At 61.8% G+C, this 21,445-nt stretch carries 20 protein-coding genes; 13 read left to right on the top strand and 7 right to left on the bottom strand.

Features of this window, described 5'->3' with window-relative positions; translation table 11 throughout:
* The first annotated feature begins 7 nt into the window (after positions 1 to 7).
* Positions 8 to 700, top strand: coding sequence for a phospholipase D-like domain-containing protein (locus SM130_RS07265; protein WP_102823448.1), 693 nt, complete (start codon positions 8 to 10; stop codon positions 698 to 700).
* Between the two features lie 22 nt (positions 701 to 722).
* Here SM130_RS07265 and SM130_RS07270 read toward each other — a convergent pair whose 3' ends face one another.
* Complete coding sequence (locus SM130_RS07270; RefSeq protein WP_102823449.1) at positions 723 to 2,432, bottom strand: hypothetical protein; 1,710 nt, start codon at positions 2,430 to 2,432, stop codon at positions 723 to 725.
* 176 nt (positions 2,433 to 2,608) lie between these two features.
* Between SM130_RS07270 and SM130_RS07275 the strand changes: the two genes are divergently transcribed.
* Positions 2,609 to 3,151, top strand: coding sequence for a YaeQ family protein (locus SM130_RS07275; RefSeq protein ID WP_102823450.1), 543 nt, complete (start codon positions 2,609 to 2,611; stop codon positions 3,149 to 3,151).
* 48 nt (positions 3,152 to 3,199) lie between these two features.
* Here SM130_RS07275 and SM130_RS07280 read toward each other — a convergent pair whose 3' ends face one another.
* From SM130_RS07280 to SM130_RS07295, 4 genes are all read right to left on the bottom strand, one after another.
* Positions 3,200 to 4,420, bottom strand: a complete 1,221-nt coding sequence (locus SM130_RS07280; RefSeq protein WP_102823451.1) for an NRAMP family divalent metal transporter — start codon at positions 4,418 to 4,420, stop codon at positions 3,200 to 3,202.
* A 114-nt stretch (positions 4,421 to 4,534) separates the two neighbouring features.
* Positions 4,535 to 5,449 carry a biotin-dependent carboxyltransferase family protein gene (locus tag SM130_RS07285; RefSeq protein ID WP_102823452.1) on the bottom strand — a complete coding sequence of 305 codons (915 nt, stop codon included), beginning with the start codon at positions 5,447 to 5,449 and terminating at the stop codon, positions 4,535 to 4,537.
* The gene (gene pxpB / locus SM130_RS07290; protein WP_102823453.1) at positions 5,446 to 6,153 is read right to left on the bottom strand and encodes a 5-oxoprolinase subunit PxpB; all 708 of its coding nucleotides are present in this window, start codon (positions 6,151 to 6,153) and stop codon (positions 5,446 to 5,448) included. The genes SM130_RS07285 and pxpB overlap by 4 nt, the downstream gene beginning before the upstream one ends.
* Positions 6,150 to 6,899 (bottom strand): 5-oxoprolinase subunit PxpA, encoded by a 750-nt coding sequence (locus SM130_RS07295; RefSeq protein ID WP_102823454.1) that lies wholly within the window; start codon positions 6,897 to 6,899, stop codon positions 6,150 to 6,152. The genes pxpB and SM130_RS07295 overlap by 4 nt, the downstream gene beginning before the upstream one ends.
* Before the next feature lie 189 nt (positions 6,900 to 7,088).
* On the opposite strand from SM130_RS07295, the gene SM130_RS07300 reads away from it, so the two are divergent.
* From SM130_RS07300 to SM130_RS07350, 11 genes are all read left to right on the top strand, one after another.
* Entirely contained in the window at positions 7,089 to 7,616 is a 528-nt protein-coding gene (locus tag SM130_RS07300) for a winged helix DNA-binding protein (RefSeq protein ID WP_003283847.1), read from the top strand.
* A gap of 28 nt (positions 7,617 to 7,644) precedes the next feature.
* Complete coding sequence (gene recJ / locus SM130_RS07305; protein ID WP_102823455.1) at positions 7,645 to 9,360, top strand: single-stranded-DNA-specific exonuclease RecJ; 1,716 nt, start codon at positions 7,645 to 7,647, stop codon at positions 9,358 to 9,360.
* A 129-nt stretch (positions 9,361 to 9,489) separates the two neighbouring features.
* Positions 9,490 to 11,583 carry a molybdopterin oxidoreductase family protein gene (locus SM130_RS07310; protein WP_102823456.1) on the top strand — a complete coding sequence of 698 codons (2,094 nt, stop codon included), beginning with the start codon at positions 9,490 to 9,492 and terminating at the stop codon, positions 11,581 to 11,583.
* Positions 11,584 to 11,678: 95 nt separating this feature from the next.
* Complete coding sequence (locus SM130_RS07315) at positions 11,679 to 12,788, top strand: NADH:flavin oxidoreductase/NADH oxidase (protein ID WP_102823457.1); 1,110 nt, start codon at positions 11,679 to 11,681, stop codon at positions 12,786 to 12,788.
* Positions 12,789 to 12,829: 41 nt separating this feature from the next.
* On the top strand, positions 12,830 to 13,579 hold the full coding sequence (locus tag SM130_RS07320) for a tellurite resistance TerB family protein (protein WP_102823458.1): 750 nt from the start codon (positions 12,830 to 12,832) through the stop codon (positions 13,577 to 13,579).
* 156 nt (positions 13,580 to 13,735) lie between these two features.
* Positions 13,736 to 14,831 (top strand): peptide chain release factor 2 gene (prfB, locus tag SM130_RS07325; protein ID WP_102823459.1). Its coding sequence is split into 2 segments (ribosomal slippage): positions 13,736 to 13,807 and positions 13,809 to 14,831, totalling 1,095 coding nucleotides; the frame shifts between segments, so codons are not numbered across the junction.
* A gap of 226 nt (positions 14,832 to 15,057) precedes the next feature.
* A complete protein-coding gene (gene lysS / locus SM130_RS07330; RefSeq protein ID WP_102823460.1) occupies positions 15,058 to 16,560 on the top strand; it encodes a lysine--tRNA ligase in 1,503 nt (500 codons plus the stop codon).
* A gap of 95 nt (positions 16,561 to 16,655) precedes the next feature.
* Positions 16,656 to 17,951: a flavohemoglobin expression-modulating QEGLA motif protein gene (locus SM130_RS07335; RefSeq protein ID WP_102823461.1), complete on the top strand. Its 1,296-nt coding sequence runs from the start codon at positions 16,656 to 16,658 to the stop codon at positions 17,949 to 17,951.
* Between the two features lie 43 nt (positions 17,952 to 17,994).
* The gene (locus tag SM130_RS07340; RefSeq protein WP_102823462.1) at positions 17,995 to 18,654 is read left to right on the top strand and encodes a Bax inhibitor-1 family protein; all 660 of its coding nucleotides are present in this window, start codon (positions 17,995 to 17,997) and stop codon (positions 18,652 to 18,654) included.
* Positions 18,655 to 18,714: 60 nt separating this feature from the next.
* Positions 18,715 to 19,461: a TIGR00266 family protein gene (locus tag SM130_RS07345; protein WP_102823463.1), complete on the top strand. Its 747-nt coding sequence runs from the start codon at positions 18,715 to 18,717 to the stop codon at positions 19,459 to 19,461.
* A gap of 60 nt (positions 19,462 to 19,521) precedes the next feature.
* Complete coding sequence (locus SM130_RS07350) at positions 19,522 to 19,848, top strand: hypothetical protein (protein WP_102823464.1); 327 nt, start codon at positions 19,522 to 19,524, stop codon at positions 19,846 to 19,848.
* A gap of 105 nt (positions 19,849 to 19,953) precedes the next feature.
* On the opposite strand, the gene SM130_RS07355 is transcribed toward SM130_RS07350, so the two are convergent.
* Together SM130_RS07355 and SM130_RS07360 are read right to left on the bottom strand one after the other, a co-directional pair.
* The gene (locus tag SM130_RS07355) at positions 19,954 to 20,736 is read right to left on the bottom strand and encodes an OmpA family protein (protein ID WP_102823465.1); all 783 of its coding nucleotides are present in this window, start codon (positions 20,734 to 20,736) and stop codon (positions 19,954 to 19,956) included.
* 49 nt (positions 20,737 to 20,785) lie between these two features.
* Entirely contained in the window at positions 20,786 to 21,178 is a 393-nt protein-coding gene (locus tag SM130_RS07360; RefSeq protein ID WP_102823466.1) for a DUF4398 domain-containing protein, read from the bottom strand.
* Positions 21,179 to 21,445: the final 267 nt, after the last annotated feature.

Here is a 21,445-nt window from a genome sequence, read left to right on the forward strand (position 1 = left end):
ATTTTGTGTGGATTTCAATCGACTCGACCAACAATTGCGCGACAGCTTGGCCGATCTGCGCCTGAGCAATGAAGAGCGCGACGAGTTGCGCCAGCTGGGCAGCGAGCTGACAGTTGACCAGATACGCTTCCTGCGTAATCGGGCTTTTGCCTTGGTCCGCGAGCTCAGTCGTGAGCCCGCGAACATCGAGCCTGCGCTTAAATGGCTGGAGCAGGTGATCAAGACGCTCGATGCCTGCTCCACGCCAGTCAGGACAGAGCAGGCCAGCGCACATTTCAGTCCGGGCGAAAGCTGCCGTCGCAAGATCCGCGATCTCTGCCGGCAGGCGCGCAAGAGCGTGGATATCTGTGTTTACACAATTTCCGATGATCAGCTCAGTGAGGAGATTCTGGCCTGCCACCAACGTGGCGTAACTGTGCGGGTGATCAGCGACAACGAGAAACAGTATGACGCGGGCAGCGACATCCAGTGGCTGCGCGATAAGGGCGTGCCGCTGCGTATCGACTCTGGCCCCTACCACATGCATCACAAGTTCGCCCTGTTCGACGGGCGCTTACTACTCAACGGCAGCTTCAACTGGACCCGTAGCGCGACCACCAGCAATGAGGAAAATCTGCTGGTGATCGATCACCCACAATTGCTGGCCGATTACGCGCGCGAATTCGAGAGCCTTTGGGCGCGTTATGCGGATAATTGTTGATCGCTGCAGTTGGTTAGCTTCTTCAAGCCGCGTTGGGCTGCCGCCAGAAATCGTCGCTGAACACCTTATCGAGTAAGCGATGCTTGAGCGTGCGGCTTTCATCGGTAGCGGCGGCGTTGAGTTTCTTCAGTAGACGCTGAGGCCCGTTGCGTGGGTCGAAGAGGTCTCGATAGCCAAGACCATCGACCGCGTGCGCGAGTAGGTCCTGCTCGAGTAACGCGTCGATCCAGTCCGACGGATAGCTGATTTCTTCAGGTATTCGTCGGATTAGATCCACCGCTTCATCGACATTTCCCAGACGCAGGTAAGCGATGGCTAGGGCATCGAGCAGCAAGGCCATGTCGAACGCTTCGATTTCCTCTGGGGTGTTGGCGGTGACCAGCGTGTCCCGCACATTGTCGAGCAGGCTTCGCGCATCTGCCGGCCGATCCAGGCGCTGTAGCAGAAGGGCGTGGCGTGTGTCAGTGAATGCACGGTCGAAGAGAGGCTGACGTTCTGCCAAGCGCTGAATCTGTCCCAGAGCGCGGCGAATTTCGTAGCTGGTGCGTTGGCGCTCCGGTAGGCGGCTTTGTAGTGTCAGGCGCGCGTTCAGGACCTGCAGCCGTAGGTGATCGCGATCGGTGTTCTCTGGTAGGTACTCGATCCAGCGCTCGGCCTGGCCAAGCATCGAGGTGGCTAGGTCTGGCTGGCTTTGTTCATAAAGAGCCCATAGCGACAAGTACAGGCTGATGCGCTGTGTTTCGTGCCTGGACATGCGCTGTACATCTCGCTCGGCGTCAGACACGGCGCCCTGGTCAATCCACCATTGGGCCAGCCTCAGTAGTAAGGCGTCATGCGCGCCATCTTTGACCTCCTTCAGCAACGCCTCGGCCTCGCGAAGCTGACGATGTCGCAGCATGGCGTCGAACAATTGATCGTAATGTTCGTCGCGCCAGTCCGCATCCAGTCGCTGGATCTGCTGCTGGGCTTGAGCGAGCCAGCCGGCTTCTATCATGGGGGCGATGAAGGGATTGTCGTGTTGCAGCGAAAGCGAATCGGAGATTTCCAGAAGCTGTTGGAGATCGCCAAGGGAAGCCAACTCCCGCGCAAAAATTTCCAACCCGGCAATGTCCTCAGCCGGAACGGTCTGCTGCAGTGCCCAGAACTGCGCCAGGCTATGCCGTGCGGCATCATCTTTTCCGCTCTGGCGTTGCAGGCGCGCAAGGTCCAGCCACTGCTGTGCGCTCAGGTGGGATGTGGTGGCGAACGATTCGAGCTCGCTATTGGCTCTGTCCTGATCGCCCTCGGCAAGCAACAATGGGATGCGTAGCAGCGGATCGCTAGGGCGCTTATCGCCAGTGCGCTTTAGCAGCTCCAGTGCCTTTTCGGCTTCACCGGCGTCGATCAGCTGGTAAAGCATCTTGGCTAGCGCTTCGCAGCGATGGTGCGCGTCGAGGTACGAGTATAGCCCCAGCGCTTCTTCCTCACGGTTCAGCTCGAGCAGGGTCGCGCACAGCGATGCATTGGCCACCTGCCAGGCATCGCCCTGTAGCCGTGCAGCCAAATTAATGGCCATTTCGGGGGCCAAAATGCGTAGGGTCGAGATGCGATTGATCCACACCACCTCCTCAAGCGTGAGGCGGGCTGAGCTATCAGCAACGGCAATCCGATGAGGCTTCGGATCAGCGCCAGTGATGGCGATAATCAAGAAAACCCCGATGAGTACCACCAGTACGACGACAAATACTTCCATGAGAATCCGTTCTCTCTGTTTCTGAAAAGACCCGTGGCAGGCCAGGCGGCGCTTTATAAGGGCCGAGCAAGGAAGGGCGCAATGATGGGGCATGCCAAATGCCAACCTGGTCTCTCTCGGGCTCACGGCCCAATAATTCTGTAGACTCTTCGCCTTTCGTTCGCCGGATGCCCGCCATGGCGCTGCAAGCCACGCCTTACAAAGTTGAAATAAATCTCACCGATCTTGATCGCCACGTTTACCAGGATCTGCGTTTCACCGTGGCTCGTCATCCGTCGGAGACAGAAGAGCGGATGGTGGCGCGGTTGATCGCTTATATCCTTTGGTATGGCGAGCAGTTGGCATTCGGCCGTGGGCTTTCAGATGTGGATGAGCCTGCACTGTGGGAGAAAAGCCTGGACGACCGCGTGCTGCACTGGATCGAAGTGGGCCAGCCGGACGCTGAGCGGATTACCTGGTGTTCGCGCCGCGCCGAGCGTTTCAGCCTGGTGGCCTATGGCAACCTGCGGGTCTGGCAGACCAAGGTGCTCGATAGCGTACGCACCCTGAAGAAAATCAACGTCGTGGCGGTGGGGCAGGAAGCGCTGGAGTCCGTCTCGCGTGATTTGCCTCGGTCGATCAGCTGGAGCGTAATGGTCAGCGAAGGCTCGATGTTCATTACCGATGAGCGCGGCCAGCACGAAGTGCCGCTGGAGTGGCTGATCGGCGAGCGCGGCTAGGCGCTCAGCGATGGTAGAGGAGGGCGCGACGGCCCTCCTATGTTGGCGTCAGGACTGCCAGAACTGCACGAAGGCGTTAAACGACATCACCACCCCAACCGCCGTGGCCAGCATGGCCAATATGCCGAACACCAGCATCCAGGTTGGGTGACGATAGACGTCGCCGACGATGTTCGATTTGCGCGAGGCGAGCAATATGCAGCCCAGCGCCAGGGGCAGTACCAGCGCATTCAACGTGCCCGCCACCACCAGAACCTTCACCGGCTGGCCGACCAGGCTGTAGATGAGTGTCGAGCAGGCGATGAAGGCGATCACGACTCGCTGGTTATGCCGCCGAATGCTGTCATGCAGCGAGTACATGAAGGTCACGCTGGTATAGGCAGCACCGATCACCGATGACACCGAGGCGGCCAGCAGCACCACTCCGAATATCTTGTAGCCAATGGTGCCCATCGAATGGGAGAACACCGACGCAGCGGGATTGCTCGGATCAAGGCTCAGGCCCTGGCTGACGACTCCGAGCGCCGCCAGGAACAAGCAGATACGCACGACGCCGGTCGTGGCGATGCCGATCACGGCCGCGCGAGTCACCAGCCTTACATTTTCGACACCGGTGATGCCGGCTTCGACCAGTCGATGGCCACCGGAGAATGAGATATAGCCGCCGACCGTGCCGCCTACCAAGGTCACGATCGGCAGTAGCAGGATCAGCGGGTCGTCAGGGTTGAAGCTGCGGCTCATCGCCTCGAGCAGCGGTGGGTTCGACTGCAGCATGGCGTAGCCGATCATGCACAGCATCACCAGCCCGAGCACCTGCATCACCGAGTCCATTACGCCCTTGGCATTGCGCAGCAGGAAAATTCCGATGATCAGCACGGCGGCGATCAACGAGCCGATTACCGGCGGGATGCCGAAAATGACGTTCATTGCCAGGCCGGCGCCACCGATGTTGCCGATGTTGAAGGCGATGCCGCCAAGCACGATGAAGGCGGATATCAGATGGCCGACGCCGGGTATTACCCGGTTGGCGACGTCCTGGCCGCGCAGGTTGGCAACGGTGATCACCCGCCAGATATTGAGCTGGGCACCGATGTCGATGAGCAAAGAGATCAGGATCGCGAAGGCGAAACTCGCCAGATACTTCTCGGTGAACAGCGAGGTCTGGGTTAGAAACGCGGGTCCGATGGACGAGGTGGCCATGATGAAAATGGCGCCGCGTAGGACGTTGCGCTGAGCGGGAGTGCCGCGTTCGGCTTGTGTGGATTGCATTGGATACCTTCTTTTTCTTGGCGTTGGGGCAGGTAGAAATGCGTCCGGGTCATACCCGGCAATGTTGTTCTTGTAGGAATAAATAGCCGTTGGTCAGCTGTTTCTCATGAGCGACTAGCGCCACTGCGCGAGCAGTTCGCGGTGTGCCCGTTGCGCGGCCTCCAGTGAAATCGGTTTAAGCCTGAGAGGGGTGCCGGGCAGACACTGCGCCAGCTGGGCTACCGCCGCTGGTGTCAGCGCGCCTAGGCGTGGATAGCCGCCGATTGTCTGGCGGTCGTTGAGCAGGATGATCGGCTGTCCATCGGCTGGAACCTGAATCGCGCCGAGCGGCACGCCTTCGGAAATCATCGATGAGCGCGTGCTGTGAAGCGCGGGGCCGAGCAAGCGCACGCCCATGCGGTCGGCCCGCTGATCGACGGTCCACTCGCTATTGAAGGCATCGAACAGACTCTGGCCGCTGAAATCTCCGATCTGTGCACCGAGTACGACCGAAAGGGCCAGGTTCGATGGCGGCGCGACGGTTTGCGACGGCAGTTCGCGCGAAACGGACGGAGCATTTTCGAGCCAATGCAAGCGGTCGCCATCGGCCAGCGCCCGGCCGTCACCCGTCAAGCCTCCGAGCTGTTCGCGGCGCACTGTGGCGCAGCTGTCCAGTACCGGCGTCGCCTGAAAGCCGCCTGGCGCGGCGAGATAAGCGCGAACGCCTCGCTTCGGATGAGCGAAGGTAAGCAGCTGGCCGCGACGAACCTTGAAGCTGCGCCCCGGGACGATGGCCTCGCCATCAAGTTCGGCGGCAAGGTCGGCGCCACAGATTGCCAGGCGGGTATCGCTTTCCGCGCGCAGGCTGAAGTTTCCCAGCGTGATTTCCACCGTCGCGGCCTGCACCGGGTTACCGAGCAGCCAGTTGGCCCAGCTGTGGGAAATCCAGTCCACCGGCCCGCCCTGGGTAACACCGAGGTGGCGCACACCCATACGGCCGCCGTCCTGCAAGCTGGCCAGTGCGCCGGCGCGTTCGATAAGCAGACTCATGCAGCTGTCTCCTCGAAGGGGCTGTCATCTCCGCCCAGGCGGATGAATTCGGCGCGCTCGATGGGCACGAACCGCACCCGATCCCCTGGCTGCCAGAGGCTGTAGCCGTCGAGCTCGCGGTCGAACAGACGAACCGGGCTGCGCCCGATCAGATTCCAGCCACCCGGTGAAACCAGTGGATAGATCGCCGTCTGCCGATCGGCTATGCCCAGGCTTCCCGCCGGCACCTGCTTGCGCGGTGTGGCCAGGCGCGGGCTGGCCAGACGCTCATCGACCAATCCGAGAAAGGCGAAGCCCGGTGCGAAGCCCAGGGCGAATACCTGATAGATATGCGCGCTGTGTTGCTCGATCACGCCGGTTACGCCCAGCCCGCTGCGTTTGCCCAATGACTCAAGCTCTGGGCCGATGCTGGTGTCGTACCACACCGGTATGTCGTGCTGGCGAGCACTTTCGGCAGCGGCCGGCTGAAGACCTTCGAGCGCGTGATGGAGGTGCTGGCGGGCCTGCTGGTCGTCCAGTCGGGTCAGGTCGTAATGCACCAGCAGGGTGGTGTAGGAAGGCACCAGATCGATCAGTGCCGTGCCGAAGGCTTCGCGCACCCGCTGACTGGCGGCGAGCATCCACGGCATGTTGTCTTCATCGATATGCTCGAACAGGCGCAGCACCAGGCTATCGACGCCGACCACTTCGATCCGCGGCTTCATGCGGGAAGCGCCTGCAGCGCCTGGCGAATGCGCTGGACCGCGGCGACGGAGCCGGCGTTGTCGCCGTGTACGCAGAGGGTGTCGGCCTGCAGTATCAGCGCGCTGCCATCACTGGCGGTCAGGGGTTCGCCCTTGGCCAGGCGCAGCGCCTGGTCGGCGACGGTGTCGGCATCGTGGTGGACGGCGCCTGGCAGGCTACGTGACACCAGCATGCCCGCCGCGTCGTAGGCGCGGTCAGCGAACACCTCGAACCACAGGCTGATGCCCATTTCCGCCGCCAGCGCCTGGCTTGCGCTGTTGTCGCGTGTGGACATCAGCATCAGCGGCAGGTTGGCGCTGTAGGCCTTGATGGCGCTCATCACCGCACGCAGCAGCTCGGGCTGGCGCATCATGTCGTTGTACAGCGCACCGTGCGGTTTGACGTAGCGGACCTGCGTGCCTTCGGCGCGGCAGATGCCGTCGAGCGCGCCGATCTGATAGAGCAGCATGTTCTCCACTTCGGCCGGGCTGCAGGCCATGGAGCGCCGGCCGAAGCCGACCAGATCCGGATAGGCCGGGTGCGCACCGATACGCACATCATGCTGCCGCGCCAGTACAACGGTGCGGCGCATGATCTGCGGGTCAGAGGCGTGGAAGCCACAGGCAATGTTGGCGCAGTCGATGAAGGGCATCACCTCGGCGTCCAGGCCCATGCTCCAGGCGCCGAAGCTTTCCCCTATATCGCAGTTAAGTAACAGACGGCTCACGATGGCTGCTCCTTTCGAGATTGGCCGGTGCGTTGCGGCGTGTTTAAGGGCGATACATTGATAAAGTATCGATAAATTATCAACGAGTTTTTCCTTTGCTCTGCCGAAGTGACCGATCGGACATTGCTGTATCCTTGCCCGCCACCTCGATACGATCGGCGCTGCCGCTTCATAAATCAGGAACTCAAGATGGTTGACGCCAAAAGCCCCCGTCCGTTGCGATCTTCGATCGTCGCTTCGGCGCACCTCGCCGAACAGTCCCAGGAACTGTCCGAACTCGAGTACGGCATCATCGTCGCCAGCGCCGCGCTGATGCGCTGGATGGAGCGCTGCATGCAGGCCTGCGGCACGGTGGAGATGAACGCGCTGGACGTCATGGTGCTGCACAATCTCACCAGCCGTGGGCGCGCGAAGCGACAGGCGGACATCTGCCTGCTGCTCAATGTGGAAGACACCCACACCGTGACTTATGCGCTGAAGAAGCTCGGCAAACTCGGGCTGGTGGAAGGGGCGAAGCAGGGCAAGGAGATGTTCTATCGCACCACCGACAAGGGCCGTGCGCTTTGTCAGGAATACGCCGACATCCGCCGCGAATGCCTGATCGCCTCGTTCGAGAACCTCAATATCGACCCCGATGAGATCCACCGCCTGGCGGGCATGCTGCGCGCCATGTCGGGCCTGTACGACCAGGCCGCACGTGCGGCCACCTCCCTGTAATCCGTTTCACCGAGTCTGGAATCCAACGATGCGTATCGAACCCCGCCCCTTGCCCGAGCAGCTGCCTGACCTTGGCGATCTGCCGCCGTTGCTGCAGCGCCTCTATGCTGCCCGGGGCGTGGCCAGCGCGGCGGAGCTGGACAAGGGATTGGCGCGGCTGATTCCTTATAAGCAGCTCAAGGGCATCGATGCGGCGGTCGAGCTGCTGGTCGAGGCGCTGGAGAAACGTCAGCGCATTCTTTTTGTCGGCGATTTCGACGCCGACGGCGCGACGGCAAGCACTGTCGGCGTACTCGGTTTGCGCCAGTTGGGCGCCGCGCATGTCGATTACCTGGTACCCAATCGCTTCGAATATGGCTACGGCCTGACGCCGGAAATTGTCGCCGTCGCGTTGCAGCGTGAGCCCGATCTGTTGGTGACCGTGGACAACGGCATTTCCAGTGTCGACGGCGTGGCGGCGGCAAAGGCGGCTGGTTTGAAGGTGCTGGTGACCGACCATCACCTGCCGGGCCACGAACTGCCGGCGGCCGATGCCATCGTCAACCCCAATCAGCCTGAGTGTGCCTTTCCCAGCAAGTGCATCGCCGGGGTCGGGGTCATTTTCTACGTGTTGCTGGCCCTGCGCGCGCGCCTGCGTGAGCTGAACTGGTTCATCCGTCAGGGCTGGGCAGAGCCGAACCTGGCTGAACTATTGGATCTGGTGGCGCTAGGCAGTGTCGCCGACGTGGTACCGCTGGATGCCAACAATCGCATCCTGGTCCATCAGGGATTGGCGCGGATTCGCGCGGGGCGGGCGAGGGCGGGCCTGCGGGCGATTCTCGAAGTGGCGGGGCGCGACCATCGACGCATCACCTCCACCGATCTGGGCTTCATTCTCGGGCCGCGGCTCAACGCGGCCGGGCGGCTGGATGACATGTCGCTGGGCATCGAATGCCTGCTCTGCGAGGACGAGGCGCTGGCGCGCGACATGGCGGTCCAGCTCGATGAGCTGAACAAGGACCGCAAGAGCATCGAGCAGGGCATGCAGCGCGAGGCGCTGGCGCAGCTCAAGGATTTGCCCCTGGAAGACCTGCCGTTCGGCCTGTGCCTGTTCGAAGCCGACTGGCACCAGGGTGTGATCGGCATCCTGGCGTCGCGCCTTAAGGAGCGCTATTACCGTCCGACCATCGCCTTCGCCGATGCGGGCGATGGCCTGCTCAAGGGCTCTGCGCGCTCGGTGCCGGGCTTTCATATCCGCGATGCGCTGGATGCAGTCGCCGCTAAGCATCCCGGTTTGATCAGCAAGTTCGGCGGACACGCCATGGCGGCCGGGCTTTCACTACCGCAAGCCAACTTCGGCGCCTTCGCCGCCGCGTTCGACGCCGAAGTGCGCCGTCAGCTTTGCGAGGACGACCTCACTGGCCGGCTACTTACCGACGGCCAGCTGAGTGTCGAGGAATTTCACCTGGAGCTGGCGCGTGCGCTGCGCAATGCCGGGCCCTGGGGGCAGCACTTTCCAGAGCCGATGTTCCATGGTGTGTTCCAGCTGGTGCAGCAGCGCCTGGTTGGCGAGCGCCATTTGAAGCTGGTACTCAAGAGTGAATGCGGTTCGCTCACCCTTGATGGCATCGCCTTCAACATCGACCGCGAAATCTGGCCGAACCCGACGGTGCGCTGGGCCGAACTGGCCTACAAGCTGGACGTCAACGAGTACCGCGGCCAGGAAAGCGTGCAGCTGATGGTGGCGCATATCGCCCCGCGCTGACTGCCCCTTCGCCGGTCGATGATAGGCCGGCTGAATCCAGCGCCATTCCCCGTCAAGACGTCTGATTGTTGCCCGCAGCCATGGGGCCTAGAGTGGCTGGACAACAACAGCGCCATGCGGGAATCCGAAATGAGCGACACGACCGTCCACCACCGTGCCTGTCATCTGTGCGAAGCCATCTGTGGTCTCACCATCCAGACCGAAGGCGAGCGAATCCTCTCGATCAAGGGCGACCCCCTCGACAGCTTCAGTCGCGGCCATATCTGTCCGAAGGCTGTCGCGCTGCAGGACATCCAGAACGACCCTGACCGCCTGCGCCACCCGATGCGCCGTTGTGGTGAGGAATGGCAGGCGATCAGCTGGGACGAAGCCTACGAACTTGTCGCTGAGCGCCTGGCTGAAATCCGCGAACGCCACGGTGGCAACGCCGTGGCGATCTATCAGGGCAACCCGAGCGTGCACAACTACGGGTTGATGACCCACAGCTACTATTTCCTTGGCCTGTTGAAAACGCGAAACCGCTTTTCCGCGACCTCGGTCGATCAGCTGCCGCACCATCTGACCAGCCACCTGATGTACGGCCATGGCCTGTTGTTGCCGGTGCCGGATATCGACCACACCGATTTCATGCTGATCCTCGGCGGCAACCCGCTGGCTTCCAACGGCAGCATCATGACCGTGCCCGACGTTGAGAAGCGGCTGAAGGCGATTCGTGCCCGTGGCGGCAAGCTGGTGGTGGTCGACCCACGGCGCAGCGAGACCGCGGCCATTGCCGATCAGCACCTGTTCGTACGCCCAGGGCAGGACGCCGCGCTGCTGTTCGGCCTGCTCAACACGTTGTTCGAGGAAGGTCTGACCCGTGCCGCGCCGCTTCCAGTGGACGGTCTGGAAGAGGTGCGCACGGCAATCGCCGCCTTTACCGCCGAAGCGATGAGCGCCCGTTGCGGTGTGCCCGCTGAGCTGATTCGTCAGCTGGCGCGAGATTTCGCCGCGGCGGACAAGGCGGTCTGCTACGGACGCATGGGCGTTTCGGCCCAGGCCTTCGGTACACTCTGCCAATGGCTGGTGCAGCTGATCAACCTGGTCACCGGCAATCTTGATCGCGTCGGCGGCGCGCTGTGCACCGAGCCGGCGGTGGATCTGGTGGAAAGCACCACAGGCGGGCATTTCGCTGCCTGGCGCAGCCGGGTGTCGCAACTGCCCGAGTACGGCGGCGAACTGCCGGTGGCGGCACTGGCCGAGGAGATGCTCGAGCCGGGGGACGGGCAGGTACGTGCCTTGATCACCGTGGCCGGCAATCCGGTGCTGTCCACGCCCAACGGGCGCAAGCTGGAGCAGGCGCTGGATGGCCTGGAGTTCATGCTCAGCGTGGACTTCTACATCAACGAGACGACCCGCTATGCCGACGTGATCCTGCCGCCGACCGCGCCGCTGGAACATGACCATTACGACGCAACCTTCAACCTGCTTGCGGTGCGCAACGTCACCCGCTTCAACCAGCCGGTACTGCCCAAGCCCGAGGGCGCGTTGCACGACTGGGAGATCTTCATTGGGCTGGCCAAGGCCTATGCCGCACGCACGGGCGTCGAGCTGAGGCCGACCATGCCGCCGCAGCAGATGATGGACTTGGCGCTGCGTCATGGTCCCTACGGCGACAAGTCGGAGCGCAAGTTGAGCCTGGCGGCGCTGGAGGGCTATCCGCACGGGCTGGACCTCGGCCCGCTCAAGCCGAACCTGGCGCGGCGCCTGAAAACCTCGACCCAACGAATTCAGGCGGCACCGTCCTTGATGTTGGACGATCTGCAGCGCTTCGCCGCACAGCCCCAGGCGGGCGCAGACGAGCTGCTGCTGATTGGCCGTCGCCATGTGCGCAGCAACAATTCCTGGATGCACAACTACCAGCGGCTGGTGAAGGGCAAGCCGCGTCACCAGCTAATGATGAACCCTGCCGACATGGCTGCACGCACCTTGCAGGATGGCCAGCGGGTACGGGTGCGCTCGCGGGTCGGTATGGTCGAGGTGGAGGCACTGGCCAGCGACGAGATGATGCCAGGCGTGGTCAGTCTGCCCCACGGCTGGGGCCACGGTCGTCCCGGTGTGCAGATGGACATCGCCCGGCAGCAACCCGGCGTCAGCAGCAATGACCTGACCGACGAACGCGAGCTGGATGTCTCCGGCAATGCGGCGCTCAACGGGGTGCCGGTGCAGGTCAGCGCCGCCTGAGCCGGCCCACCTCTGTGATGTCAGGCTGGGCATGAGGGTGGAAACGGTCTCTACTGACGGATGTCCAATCTGCATCCACGACAGTAGAGGCCGTCATGTCCCAGCTTTTCCAGCCGCTCACCCTGCGCCAGCTCAAACTGCCCAATCGCATTGCCGTATCCCCGATGTGTCAGTACTCGGCGAAAGCCGGTATGGCCAACGACTGGCATCTGGTGCATCTGGGCAGTCGTGCGGTGGGTGGCGCCGGGCTGGTGATCATCGAGGCGACAGCAGTCAGCCCTGACGGGCGGATTTCGCCTGATGACCTGGGCATCTGGTCCGACGATCATGTAGAGCCGTTGCGGCGCATCACCCGCTTCATCGAGGCGCAGGGCTCGTTCGCCGGCGTGCAGCTGGCCCACGCCGGGCGCAAGGCGAGTACATGGCGGCCCTGGCTCGGCAAGCACGGCAGCGTACCGATCGCCGCTGGCGGCTGGACGCCGGTCGGCCCTTCGACCATTGCCTTCTCGCCCGAGCATGCTGTGCCTACGGCTTTGGACGAGGCCGGTATCGCGGGAATAGTGCAGGCGTTCGTCGAGGCCGCCGAGCGTTCGCTGGCGGCGGGTTTCAAGATTGCCGAAGTGCACGCCGCGCACGGCTACCTGCTGCATCAGTTCCTCTCGCCACTGTCCAACCAGCGTCAGGATCGCTATGGCGGTTCGTTCGAAAACCGCATTCGTTTACTGCTCGAAGTAACGACTGCGGTGCGCGAGGTCTGGCCGCAGGAGTTGCCGCTGTTCGTCCGGCTGTCGGCGACCGATTGGGTCGATGACGGCTGGAATGCCGATGAAACCGTCGAGCTTGCGCGGCGGCTCAAGGATGTCGGTGTCGACCTGATCGATGTGTCATCCGGCGGCACCGCAGCCAACGCCGATATCCCGGTTGGGCCCGGCTACCAGACCCAGTTTGCCGAGCGCGTGCGCAAGGAAGCGGGTATCGCCACCGGCACGGTCGGCATGATTACCGAAGCGGTGCAGGCCGAGCACATCCTGCGCACCGGCCAGGCCGATCTGATCCTGCTCGCCCGCGAACTGCTGCGTGATCCGTACTGGCCGCTGCACGCCGCCGAAGACCTGCGCGACAATTCCGTGGCCTGGCCGGCGCAATACGTGCGTGCCGCGCATCGCGATACGCCTATTCGCCAAGTGTCTGAGTCGTTCGACTGAGTACTCGGTCCAATCCTGATTCAATCCGTTTGGGGACTTCGATGAAAACCAGTGGCCTTCTCGATCAACTGCTGAGGTCCGGTCAGGACCTGTTGCAGAAGCAACAAGCCTCAGTGTCGCGTTCGACACCCTCGAAAAGCGGTGGCTCGCTCGGCGATATGCTCTCAGGTGTGGGCGGCCCGCTTGGCAGCATTCTTGGTGGTGGCGGCGGTGCCGGAAAAGGTGCGTTAGCGACCGGGGCGCTCGGCATGCTGCTGGCGAGTCGGAGTGGGCGCCGGATGGGTGCCAAGGCGGTCACCTATGGTGGTCTCGCAGCACTTGGTGTACTTGCCTATAAAGCCTATGGCAACTGGCAGGCACAGCAAGGCGTTGCGGCGCAGCCTGACGCGTCTCAGCCTGAACCCAAGACTGTGGATCGGCTGCCGCCCGATCAGGTCGAGGAACACAGCCGAGGCATCCTCAAGGCGCTGGTCGCGGCGGCCAAGGCGGACGGTCACGTCGACGATCAGGAACGCAAAATGATCGAAGCCGAACTGGCCCGGCTGACTGAAGATCCAGAGTTGCAGCATTGGCTTGATGCCGAGCTGAACAAACCACTGGATCCTGTCGACGTGGCGGCGGCTGCAACCACCCCTGAGATGGCATCGGAAATGTATCTGGCCAGCGTGTTGATGGTCGACGAGGAGCAGTTCATGGAGCGCGCCTATCTGGATGAACTGGGCCGCCAGCTAAAGCTTGATCCTCAGCTGAAGGCCGAACTGGAAAGCCAGGTCCGCGGCGTTTCCGGCTGAAATCAGAGGTTGTGGTCTGCACCTCGCGCTTTCGTTTAGTGCTGGTCAATTTGCTTGACATTCGCCGTGCCGACGGTCCCGCGTGGGCTGTCAGCCGCGGTCAGCTGCGCTATAATCGCCGGCTTTTCGCACCGTCCGATTGAGAGCTGCCTACTTATGGAAATCAACCCGATCCTCAACAGCATCAAGGACCTGTCCGAGCGCACCCTGTCAATTCGGGGGTATCTTTGACTACGATCAGAAGCATGATCGCCTCGTCGAAGTAAACCGCGAACTCGAAGACCCTAACGTCTGGAACAACCCCGAATACGCCCAAAACCTGGGCCGCGAGCGCGCCACCCTGGCGCAGATCGTCGAGACCATCGACGACCTCGACGGCGGTCTGGCCGATTCCCGCGACCTGCTCGAGATGGCGGTCGAAGAAGATGATCAAGGCGCCGTTGATGACGTGGCCGCCGAGCTGGACCGTCTGCGCGGAATCCTCGAAAAGCTTGAATTCCGCCGCATGTTCAGCCACGAGATGGACCCGAATAACTGCTACCTGGACATCCAGGCCGGCTCCGGCGGTACCGAGGCGCAGGACTGGGCCAACATCCTGCTGCGCATGTACCTGCGCTGGGCCGACAAGCGCGGCTTCACTGCCGAGATCGTCGAACTGTCCGAGGGCGAAGTCGCCGGTATCAAGGGCGCTACCGTTCATATCAAGGGTGAATACGCTTTTGGCTGGTTGCGCACCGAGATCGGTGTGCACCGCCTGGTGCGCAAGAGCCCGTTCGACTCTGGCGCGCGTCGCCACACCTCGTTTTCGGCAGTGTTCGTCTCGCCCGAGATCGACGACAGGGTCGAGATCGAGATCAACCCGGCCGACCTGCGCATCGATACCTACCGCTCCTCCGGTGCCGGTGGTCAGCACGTCAACACCACCGACTCGGCAGTGCGTATCACCCACGTACCGACCAACACCGTAGTGGCCTGTCAGAACGAGCGTTCCCAGCACGCCAACAAGGACACCGCCATGAAAATGCTGCGGGCCCGGTTGTACGAGCAGGAAATGCAGAAGCGCAATGCGGCGTCCCAGGCGCTGGAAGACACCAAGTCCGATATCGGCTGGGGCCATCAGATCCGCTCGTATGTGCTTGATGACTCGCGCATCAAGGACCTGCGCACTGGCATAGAACGTAGCGACTGCAACAAGGTGCTGGACGGCGACCTCGACCAGTACTTGGAAGCCAGTCTGAAGCAGGGCCTGTAAGCCTTGCCGGGCGCAGTAGTGGCACGACCGTAGACTGGTCTTTGGCCCGCCGCAACAGAGCAGTGCGTCGGTGGGCTGAAGCCCGCCCTGCTTGAGTTCCACGTGTCAGATGTAGGGTGGGCTTCAGCCCACCAAAATAGGGCAGGTCCCTGGTGGGCTGAAGCGAAACGCCTTCCGGCGCACCCTACCCAGGATTCATCCATTCGATTCCAGGCATTTTGAAACCATGAGCGAACAACCGCTGAACCAGCACGCCATCCAAGAGGAAGAAAACAAGCTAATTGCCCTGCGCAAGGAAAAGCTTGCTGCCGTGCGCGAGCAGGGCAACGCCTTCCCCAATGACTTCCGTCGCGACCGCTATGCAGGCGATCTGCAGAAACAGTACGCCGAGAAGACCAAGGAAGAGCTGGAAGCGGACGCCATCCCGGTCAAGGTCGCCGGGCGCATCATGCTCAACCGCGGACCATTCATGGTCCTGCAGGACATGAGCGGGCGCATCCAGGTGTATGTCGATCGCAAGACGCTGCCAGCCGAGCAGGTCGAGGCGGTCAAGCACTTCGACCTGGGCGACATCATTGCCGCCGAAGGCACCCTGGCGCGTTCCGGCAAGGGTGACCTCTACGTCTACATGAACAGCGTGCGTCTGCTGACCAAGTCGCTGCGTCCGCTGCCGGACAAGTTCCACGGCCTGACCGACACCGAGCAGCGCTATCGCCAGCGCTACGTCGATCTGATGGTCAACGAGGAAGTTCGTGAGACCTTCCGCGTGCGTTCCCAGGTCATCGCGCATATCCGCAAGTTCCTCGCCGAGCGTGACTTCCTCGAAGTGGAAACGCCGATGCTGCAGACCATCCCTGGCGGCGCCGCGGCCAAACCGTTCGAGACCCACCACAACGCGCTGGACATGCCGATGTTCCTGCGTATTGCACCGGAGCTGTATCTGAAGCGTCTGGTGGTTGGTGGCTTCGAGCGCGTATTCGAGATCAACCGCAACTTCCGTAACGAAGGCGTTTCGACCCGGCATAACCCCGAGTTCACCATGCTCGAGTTCTACCAGGCCTACGCCGATTACGAAGACAACATGGACCTGACCGAGGAGCTGTTCCGCGAGCTGGCCCTGGCGGTACTCGGCAGCACCGACGTTCCCTACGGCGACAAGGTGTTCCATTTCGGCGAACCGTTCGTGCGGCTTTCGGTGTTCGACTCGATCCTCAAGTTCAACCCCGAAATCAGCGCCGATGATCTCAACGACCTGGAAAAGGCCCGTGCCCTGGCCAAGAAGGCTGGCGCCAAGTTGTTCGGCCACGAAGGCCTGGGCAAGCTGCAGGTGTTGATTTTCGAGGAGTTGGTCGAGCACAAGCTGGAACAGCCGACCTTCATCACTGAATACCCGTTCGAAGTCTCGCCGCTGGCGCGCCGCAACGACCGCAACCCCAATGTCACCGATCGCTTCGAGCTGTTCATCGGTGGTCGTGAAATCGCCAACGCCTATTCCGAGCTCAACGACGCCGAGGATCAGGCCGAGCGTTTCCACGCCCAGGTGGCGGACAAGGACGCTGGCGACGACGAAGCCATGCATTTCGACGCTGATTTCGTCCGCGCTTTGGAGTACGGCATGCCGCCGACCGCGGGCGAGGGGATCGGTATCGACCGTCTGGTTATGCTGCTGACCAACTCGCCGTCGATCCGCGACGTGATCCTCTTCCCGCACATGCGACCGGAAGTCTGATCCACTGACTGTGAAGGTCACCAACCCGCAGTGTGCTGGCGCAGGCATCTGCGGGTATAACCTCAACGGTACGGATCTTCCGTGAAGAGGTAGCGATGAATACCCGTAACAACCTGGACGAATACCAGAGCATCGTGCGTGCGCTATCCGACCGCATCGTCGAGGCACAAACCCCGGTGCGCGTGCTGGATGCGGTCAAGTGGGACGAAAACACCCGCCAAGGCTTCTTCGCTGCCCAAGGGCGCGAGTTGCCGAAGATCGATCGCGGTTATTACGAGGGCCGGCCACTGGCCTTCGATTCCAGCGCGAAGAAACAGGAATTCCAAGACATCGAGCGCGACATCACCCGCCAGCTCGGCCAGTTCAACCCGGTCGGGCAGATCATGCGGCGTATGTGCAAGGAATACCGCATGGTGATTCGCATGCTCGAGGCGCGCGGCACGCCGGACTTCGGCATGATCTCGCAGGAGCTCTACGGCGCGGCGTCTGACGCCTTTCACGCCGGCGATCCAACCCTGGCCGATCTCGGGCTGATGCTTTCGGATTACCTGAACAACATTGCCGATCGTGGCGATTTGCGCGACGAACCGAAGAACCTCACCGCACCGCAGGCGGTCGAGCTGCTGCAGAAACGCCTCGACGTGGTGTTCGGCGAAGGCGAGGGCGTGATCCGCGTGTTCGAGTCCGATGGCATCCTCGCCGATGCGGCGGCTGGCGCCGACTACATCAAGATTCGCAGCGATGCGCTGTTCAACGAGCGCGACGTGCGTGCGCTGGAAGTCCATGAAGGCCTGGTGCATGTGGGCACCACGCTCAACGGCCAGAACCAGCCGATCTGCACCTTCCTGGCCAAGGGGCCGCCATCCTCAACGGTGACTCAGGAAGGTCTGGCGATTCTGATGGAAGTGATTGCCTTCGCCTCCTACCCGACACGTTTGCGCAAATTGACCAACCGCACCCGCGCCATCCACATGGCCGAGGAGGGCGCGGATTTTCTCGACGTTTTCGCCTTCTTCCGCGAGCAGGGCTATGCCGACGACGACTGCTACAGCAATGCCAGCCGCGTATTTCGAGGCTCGACACCGGATGGCTTGCCCTTCACCAAGGATCTGTCCTACCTGAAGGGTTTCATCATGGTCTACAACTACATCCAGCTCGCCGTACGCAAAGGCCAGCTCGAGCAGATTCCACTACTGTTCTGTGGCAAGACCACCCTTGAAGACATGCGCACGCTGCGCCAGCTGGTGGACGAAGGCATGGTGGTACCGCCCAAGTACCTGCCGCAGCAGTTTCAGGATCTCAACGCACTATCGGCCTGGATGTGCTTCTCCAACTTCTTGAATCATCTGAGCCTGGATCGCATCGAAGCCGATTACGCCAACATTCTCTGATCCCGAACAACCGGATACACCTCACGCAAGGAAGCGTAACGACATGGAAAACCCCGTTTTTGCCCGCCGTGCGAGCCCGATGGATCGCACGTTATCGCCCGCCGCATACAACCTCGTCATCGGCCTCACCCTCTGTTGGGGGTTCTGGGTCAATTGGTGGATGGTTGGCAACATTCCGGTCGAGGCTATCCGCAGCATTCACCCGTGGCTGTTCTTCGGTGGCTATTTCGCCAGCTGCATGACCGGTGCCTGGCTGTTTCACCGTTCGAACAAGCCCTCGGTGAGTTTCCTCGGTTACAACCTGGTCGTGGTGCCGTTCGGGCTCATTGTCAATCTGGTGGTCAGTCGCTACGACGCTGCACTGGTTCACGACGCCATCCGCATCACGGCGCTCGTCACAGTGGGCATGATGGTGCTGGGTACGCTGTTTCCGAAGTTTTTCGCCAGCATCGCCAGTGCCCTGACGGTGGCGTTGCTGTTGGTGATCATCGTGGAACTGGTCGAGCTGTTCATCCTCGGCATCCACCATGGCGTGATCGACTGGATCGTCGTGGCGATCTTCTGCGGTTACGTTGGCGTCGACTGGGGCAGGGCGAACCAGATTCCGAAGACCCTGGATAACGCCATCGACAGTGCTGCGGCGCTCTATATGGACATCATCAATCTGTTCCTGCGTATCCTGCGCATTCTTGGTCGTAAATAGGCGGGGCGGAGCAGCTGTGTCCTTGCCGTGCCGCCATCCAGTCGCTTTCAGGAGCCTCCTGTGTCCAGCCATGAACTCGAATACGAAATCCTCGGCCAGTCTGCGCAAAGCGTGGAGATCATCCTCGACCCCGGCGAGACGGTGATCGCCGAGGCCGGGGCGATGAACTACATGACCGATGGCGTGCGTTTCGAGGCGCGCATGGGGGATGGCTCCAGCAGCGGCGTGCTCGGCAAGCTGTGGGGCATGGGCAAGCGGATGATCACCGGTGAGTCGCTGTTCCTCACGCATTTCACCAATCAGGGCAAAAGCCAGGCCCGCGTGGCCTTTGCTGCGCCATATCCCGGCACGGTAGTGCCGGTGGACCTCGCAGCGCTCGGTGGGCAATTGATCTGCCAGAAGGACGCCTTTCTCTGTGCGGCCTACGGCACCCGTATTGGCATCAGCTTCAGCAAACGCATCGGCGCCGGCTTCTTCGGTGGTGAGGGATTCATTCTGCAGCGCCTGGACGGCGACGGGCTGGCCTTCGTTCACGCCGGCGGTACGGTGATCCGCAAGGAACTGGACAACGAAACCCTGCGGCTGGATACCGGCTGCCTGGTGGCGTTCACGCCTGGTATCGATTACGACATCCAGTTGGCTGGCGGTCTGCGTAGCATGTTGTTCGGCGGTGAAGGATTGCTGCTCACCACCCTAAAGGGCACCGGTAGCGTCTGGATTCAGAGCCTGCCGTTCTCGCGTCTTGCCGAGCGGGTCTACGAGGCGACCTATCAGGCCCGCGGAGAAACCCGCGCCGGAGGTAAATGATCGGCCTGGGTCACGTCTGAATTTGCCACAATAGGCCTCTTTGCCTCGATGAGATCGTCCATGTCCGAACGCAATCCCATTCCCTTGATCCTCACTGCCATAGGCAGCGTGTTCGCTACGGTCGCCGTACTGACCTACTACGGCTACGTGCATATCGCCAAGCCTGAAGATGCGCTGCTGCTGGCTGACTACACCATGCTCAAGACCGTTCCCGGAGACGACTACCGGGTTTCGCTGAAGCCGGCCTCACAGGTGGCACAGTGCATTGACGGTGTGCTGGTGCTGTTCGATACCGAGCAGAAGGGCTTGACCGGCGTACTGGTGGACAACAAGAAGCGCGCCGTACGCTGCATGGAAGAACAGGTCCCGGCTGGTCTGTTGCGTTGAGCGCCTGGCCGTGGTGCCGGCGCTTAAAGGCGGCGGCCTGAAACAGAAACGCTCCCGACGCGTTGATGGCGTCGGGAGCGTTCGTTCAGCTCTCGGGGTGCTGGATCAGCGCATCGAAGAGCGTGGTGCTACCGGCTTGTTGTCGTCAGAAATGGTCACTTCCACGCGACGATTCATGGCACGGCCAGCTGAATCGCTGTTGCTTGCTACCGGATACTCCTTGCCATAACCCTGCGAGACGATGCGCTGTGGGTCGACACCCATCTTCACCAGTGCGGTGCGCACCGAGTTGGCACGGCGTTCAGAGAGGCGCTGGTTGTATTCGGCGGAACCGGTGCTGTCGGTGTAGCCCTCGACGATCACCTTGCGCTCGGTGTTTTCATTGAGGAAGTCAGCCAGCTTCTGCACGCTGCGCATGCCACCCGGTTTCAACTCGGCGCGGTCGTAATCGAACAGCACATCACCGAAGGTCACCAGCGTACCGCGCTCGGTCTGCTTGGCCTGCATGTCTTCCTGCAGCTTGCGGATCTGTGCGTCGCGGGATTCCAGGCGCGCCTCGGCACGCTGCGCCGAGGCTTTACCCAGATCCGCTTCAGCGGCGCGCAGGGCAATGGTCTGCTCGGCCAGTTCGATACGGCGCTTGGTCAGGTAGGCCAGCTGATCGACTGTCTCTTTGTCGGCATCGTTGAGGTAGGCCTTGTTCGCCTTGTCCAGCATGTTGCTGGCGTCCTGGGTTTCCAGAGCGGCGACTTGGCTGGCACGCGAGTCGCTTTGCAGCGCAGAGAAGCTGCTGCGTACCTCTTCGAGGTTTTCGTTGGGCTGGCTGGCGCAGGCCACCAGGCCGATGCTCAGGGCTAGCATGGTAGGTAAGGTTACGAGCTTGTGCATGACGAGTTCATCCTATGGCTTTGAATGGAATGGCGGGCGAGTGGGGAAATCAGCGAACGTTGCGCATGCCTTCTTCGCGTAGTTCCTTGATTCCCTGCTGGGCGTCGTCGACGGCTTTCTGAGCCTTGGCCGCTTCAGCCTTGCGTTCGGCGACACGGGCATCCCATTCGGCCTGTTCGGCCAGCTTGCGGGCTTCTTCGTAGTTTTCCTTTTGCATGGCCATTTCGGCCTGCTTCCATTTTTCCTGCGCGGCACGCATTTCCACCGCAGCGTGCTCTGGGCCACCGGCGCTGACGGCGCTGCGCACTGCCGATTCAGTCACGGCGAACTGCTCGGTCGGCGGATTGCCCGCACATGCCGTCAGCAGCAGGCCACCAAGTGCAATGGCTGCCAGCTTGGGTAGCTGAAATCTCGAAGCGTGGGTTGCGACAGCTTTGTTCATGGTCAGTCTCCAGTTCGAATTGCATGACGGATAGCTACCGTCCCTGGCCGGGCAGCGTCTGATTAGGGCGCTACCGATGTCGGGACATATTTTTGTGAGGGCAAACGGCGTCATTCGTTCATTTGCGATTGGCGAGCTAGAGCGGTTGTCATGCACGCAGAGGGCTAAGATTCGAGCATCGGGAGCCTGGTGAACAGGCCACTGGGAGAGGGTTTGCCAGGCAAGGGTGGATCAGTTCGGGCGCCCTGGTCGGGCGCCGTCGAGGTG

Origin of the sequence: Stutzerimonas stutzeri, from assembly GCF_038561965.1 — a bacterium.
In the GTDB taxonomy this organism is placed as follows: domain Bacteria; phylum Pseudomonadota; class Gammaproteobacteria; order Pseudomonadales; family Pseudomonadaceae; genus Stutzerimonas; species Stutzerimonas stutzeri_AA.